Genomic DNA, 5,376 nt, shown 5'->3' on the forward strand with positions numbered 1-5,376 from the left:
AACACAGTGGACGCGAGCAACTGAGGACAAGCCCTCGGCCTATTAGTACCAGTCAACTCCACCCGTTACCAGGCTTCCATATCTGGCCTATCAACCCAGTCGTCTACTGGGAGCCTTACCCTCTCAAGGAGGTGGGAATACTCATCTCGAAGCAGGCTTCCCGCTTAGATGCTTTCAGCGGTTATCCCTCCCGAACGTAGCCAACCAGCCATGCCCTTGGCAGGACAACTGGCACACCAGAGGTTCGTCCGTCCCGGTCCTCTCGTACTAGGGACAGCCCTTCTCAATATTCCTGCGCGCGCAGCGGATAGGGACCGAACTGTCTCACGACGTTCTAAACCCAGCTCGCGTACCGCTTTAATGGGCGAACAGCCCAACCCTTGGGACCGACTCCAGCCCCAGGATGCGACGAGCCGACATCGAGGTGCCAAACCATCCCGTCGATATGGACTCTTGGGGAAGATCAGCCTGTTATCCCCGGGGTACCTTTTATCCGTTGAGCGACGGCGCTTCCACAAGCCACCGCCGGATCACTAGTCCCGACTTTCGTCCCTGCTCGACCCGTCGGTCTCACAGTCAAGCTCCCTTGTGCACTTACACTCAACACCTGATTGCCAACCAGGCTGAGGGAACCTTTGGGCGCCTCCGTTACTCTTTAGGAGGCAACCGCCCCAGTTAAACTACCCATCAGACACTGTCCCTGATCCGGATCACGGACCCAGGTTAGACATCCAGCACGACCAGACTGGTATTTCAACGACGACTCCCCCTGAACTGGCGTCCAGAGTTCACAGTCTCCCAGCTATCCTACACAAGCCGAACCGAACACCAATATCAAACTATAGTAAAGGTCCCGGGGTCTTTCCGTCCTGCTGCGCGAAACGAGCATCTTTACTCGTAGTGCAATTTCACCGGGCCTATGGTTGAGACAGTCGAGAAGTCGTTACGCCATTCGTGCAGGTCGGAACTTACCCGACAAGGAATTTCGCTACCTTAGGATGGTTATAGTTACCACCGCCGTTTACTGGCGCTTAAGTTCTCAGCTTCGCCACACCGAAATGTGACTAACCGGTCCCCTTAACGTTCCAGCACCGGGCAGGCGTCAGTCCGTATACATCGCCTTACGGCTTCGCACGGACCTGTGTTTTTAGTAAACAGTCGCTTCTCGCTGGTCTCTGCGGCCACACCCAGCTCAGAGTGCAAGACTCATCACCAGACATGGCCCCCCTTCTCCCGAAGTTACGGGGGCATTTTGCCGAGTTCCTTAACCATAGTTCACCCGAACGCCTCGGTATTCTCTACCTGACCACCTGAGTCGGTTTAGGGTACGGGCCGCCATGAAACTCGCTAGAGGCTTTTCTCGACAGCATAGGATCATCCACTTCACCACAATCGGCTCGGCATCAGGTCTCAGCCTCATGTGCGACGGATTTACCTACCGCACGGCCTACACCCTTACCCCGGGACAACCACCGCCCGGGATGGACTACCTTCCTGCGTCACCCCATCACTCACCTACTAACCGCTTGGGCCGGCGGCTCCACCACTTTCCATTCCCCGAAGGGTCCGGAACGGCTTCACGGCCTTAGCATCACGATGCTCGATGTTTGACGCTTCACAGCGGGTACCGGAATATCAACCGGTTATCCATCGACTACGCCTGTCGGCCTCGCCTTAGGTCCCGACTTACCCTGGGCAGATCAGCTTGACCCAGGAACCCTTAGTCAATCGGCGCACACGTTTCTCACGTGTGTATCGCTACTCATGCCTGCATTCTCACTCGTGAACCGTCCACAACTCGCTTCCGCGGCTGCTTCACCCGGCACACGACGCTCCCCTACCCATCACGATCCCCGTTGGGGGTACATATCGCAATGACACGACTTCGGCGGTACGCTTGAGCCCCGCTACATNCATACGGGCGTTGGCCCTCATGTATGAATGACACGACTTCGGCGGTACGCTTGAGCCCCGCTACATTGTCGGCGCGGAATCACTAGACCAGTGAGCTATTACGCACTCTTTCAAGGGTGGCTGCTTCTAAGCCAACCTCCTGGTTGTCTGTGCGACTCCACATCCTTTCCCACTTAGCGTACGCTTAGGGGCCTTAGTCGATGCTCTGGGCTGTTTCCCTCTCGACCATGGAGCTTATCCCCCACAGTCTCACTGCCGCGCTCTCACTTACCGGCATTCGGAGTTTGGCTAAGGTCAGTAACCCGGTAGGGCCCATCGCCTATCCAGTGCTCTACCTCCGGCAAGAAACACACGACGCTGCACCTAAATGCATTTCGGGGAGAACCAGCTATCACGGAGTTTGATTGGCCTTTCACCCCTAACCACAGGTCATCCCCCAGGTTTTCAACCCTGGTGGGTTCGGTCCTCCACGAAGTCTTACCTCCGCTTCAACCTGCCCATGGCTAGATCACTCCGCTTCGGGTCTTGAGCGTGCTACTCAACCGCCCTGTTCGGACTCGCTTTCGCTACGGCTTCCCCACTCGGGTTAACCTCGCAACACACCGCAAACTCGCAGGCTCATTCTTCAAAAGGCACGCAGTCACGAGACAAAGAGCAAGCTCTCCGTCCGACGCTCCCACGGCTTGTAGGCACACGGTTTCAGGTACTATTTCACTCCGCTCCCGCGGTACTTTTCACCATTCCCTCACGGTACTATCCGCTATCGGTCACCAGGGAATATTTAGGCTTAACGGGTGGTCCCGCCAGATTCACACGGGATTTCTCGGGCCCCGTGCTACTTGGGTGTCTCTCAAACGAGCCGTTGACGTTTCGACTACGGGGGTCTTACCCTCTACGCCGGACCTTTCGCATGTCCTTCGCCTACATCAACGGTTTCTGACTCGTCTCACGGCCGGCAGACCGTAAAAGAGAGATCCCACAACCCCGTATACGCAACCCCTGCCGGGTCTCACACGCATACGGTTTGGCCTCATCCGGTTTCGCTCGCCACTACTCCCGGAATCACGGTTGTTTTCTCTTCCTGCGGGTACTGAGATGTTTCACTTCCCCGCGTTCCCTCCACTTGCCCTATGTGTTCAGGCAAGGGTGACAGCCCATGACGACTGCCGGGTTTCCCCATTCGGAAACCCCCGGATCAAAGCCTGGTTGACGACTCCCCGGGGACTATCGTGGCCTCCCACGTCCTTCATCGGTTCCTGGTGCCAAGGCATCCACCGTGCGCCCTTAAAAACTTGGCCACAGATGCTCGCGTCCACTGTGCAGTTCTCAAACAACGACCAACCACCCATCACCCTGCCCTGACAGGCAAGTTCACTGGGGCCGGCACTGAAGGCAGCCGTCACCGGCCGTACNCGGGACAACATCCCGAGTGCACTGGGGCCGGCACTGAAGGCAGCCGTCACCGGCCGTACCCTCAGACACCCAACAGCGTGCCCGACCCGAACCCGTCCGAAGATCATGCTTTCCACGCCCTCACGGACAGTACTCACAGCCTCCGACCCGGATAACCGGTCGAATAGTCAACGTTCCACCCATGAGCAACCACCGTCGAACATTTGCCGACGTAGTGGCCTCTGAACCAGGCAAGCCCGGCTTAGAAGTGCTCCTTAGAAAGGAGGTGATCCAGCCGCACCTTCCGGTACGGCTACCTTGTTACGACTTCGTCCCAATCGCCAGTCCCACCTTCGACAGCTCCCTCCCACAAGGGGTTGGGCCACCGGCTTCGGGTGTTACCGACTTTCGTGACGTGACGGGCGGTGTGTACAAGGCCCGGGAACGTATTCACCGCAGCAATGCTGATCTGCGATTACTAGCAACTCCAACTTCATGGGGTCGAGTTGCAGACCCCAATCCGAACTGAGACAGGCTTTTTGAGATTCGCTCCACCTCGCGGTATCGCAGCTCATTGTACCTGCCATTGTAGCACGTGTGCAGCCCAAGACATAAGGGGCATGATGACTTGACGTCGTCCCCACCTTCCTCCGAGTTGACCCCGGCGGTCTCCTGTGAGTCCCCATCACCCCGAAGGGCATGCTGGCAACACAGAACAAGGGTTGCGCTCGTTGCGGGACTTAACCCAACATCTCACGACACGAGCTGACGACAGCCATGCACCACCTGTACACCGACCACAAGGGGGGCACTATCTCTAATGCTTTCCGGTGTATGTCAAGCCTTGGTAAGGTTCTTCGCGTTGCGTCGAATTAAGCCACATGCTCCGCTGCTTGTGCGGGCCCCCGTCAATTCCTTTGAGTTTTAGCCTTGCGGCCGTACTCCCCAGGCGGGGAACTTAATGCGTTAGCTGCGGCGCGGACAACGTGGAATGTTGCCCACACCTAGTTCCCACCGTTTACGGCGTGGACTACCAGGGTATCTAATCCTGTTCGCTCCCCACGCTTTCGCTCCTCAGCGTCAGTATCGGCCCAGAGATCCGCCTTCGCCACCGGTGTTCCTCCTGATATCTGCGCATTTCACCGCTACACCAGGAATTCCGATCTCCCCTACCGAACTCTAGCCTGCCCGTATCGACTGCAGACCCGGGGTTAAGCCCCGGGCTTTCACAACCGACGTGACAAGCCGCCTACGAGCTCTTTACGCCCAATAATTCCGGACAACGCTTGCGCCCTACGTATTACCGCGGCTGCTGGCACGTAGTTAGCCGGCGCTTCTTCTGCAGGTACCGTCACTTTCGCTTCTTCCCTGCTGAAAGAGGTTTACAACCCGAAGGCCGTCATCCCTCACGCGGCGTCGCTGCATCAGGCTTTCGCCCATTGTGCAATATTCCCCACTGCTGCCTCCCGTAGGAGTCTGGGCCGTGTCTCAGTCCCAGTGTGGCCGGTCGCCCTCTCAGGCCGGCTACCCGTCGTCGCCTTGGTGAGCCACTACCTCACCAACAAGCTGATAGGCCGCGGGCTCATCCTTCACCGCCGGAGCTTTTAACACCCACAGATGCCTGCAGGAGTGTTATCCGGTATTAGACCCCGTTTCCAGGGCTTGTCCCAGAGTGAAGGGCAGATTGCCCACGTGTTACTCACCCGTTCGCCACTAATCCCCACCGAAGTGGTTCATCGTTCGACTTGCATGTGTTAAGCACGCCGCCAGCGTTCGTCCTGAGCCAGGATCAAACTCTCCGTGAATGTTTACTCGGTCAGTATCAGTAAATGAGTACTGCCGGTGCACACACACGAGAGCGGAACAGTCAGGCGGAATAAGCCCGACCGTTCACAACGTCCTCGCTGTGTTTACTTCAAAGGAACCACGACCACCACGATGTGGTGGACGGGGTATCAACATATCTGGCGTTGACTTTTGGCACGCTGTTGAGTTCTCAAGGAACGGACGCTTCCTTTGTACTCACCCGAGAGACTCTCTCAGGCTTTCCTCCGGGCGCTTCCCTTCGGT

Annotated in this window: 2 rRNA genes; both read right to left on the reverse strand. The window is 57.4% G+C overall.

Features of this window, described 5'->3' with window-relative positions:
- Nucleotides 1-22: 22 nt before the first annotated feature.
- Nucleotides 23-3,212, reverse strand: a 23S ribosomal RNA gene (locus ABEB00_RS05835).
- A 373-nt stretch (nucleotides 3,213-3,585) separates the two neighbouring features.
- Nucleotides 3,586-5,111 (reverse strand): 16S ribosomal RNA (locus ABEB00_RS05840).
- The 16S and 23S rRNA genes sit together here, the layout of an rRNA operon.
- Between the last annotated feature and the right edge of the window lie 265 nt (nucleotides 5,112-5,376).

It is taken from the genome of Streptomyces ziwulingensis (assembly GCF_039542605.1).
GTDB classification, from domain to species: domain Bacteria; phylum Actinomycetota; class Actinomycetes; order Streptomycetales; family Streptomycetaceae; genus Streptomyces; species Streptomyces ziwulingensis.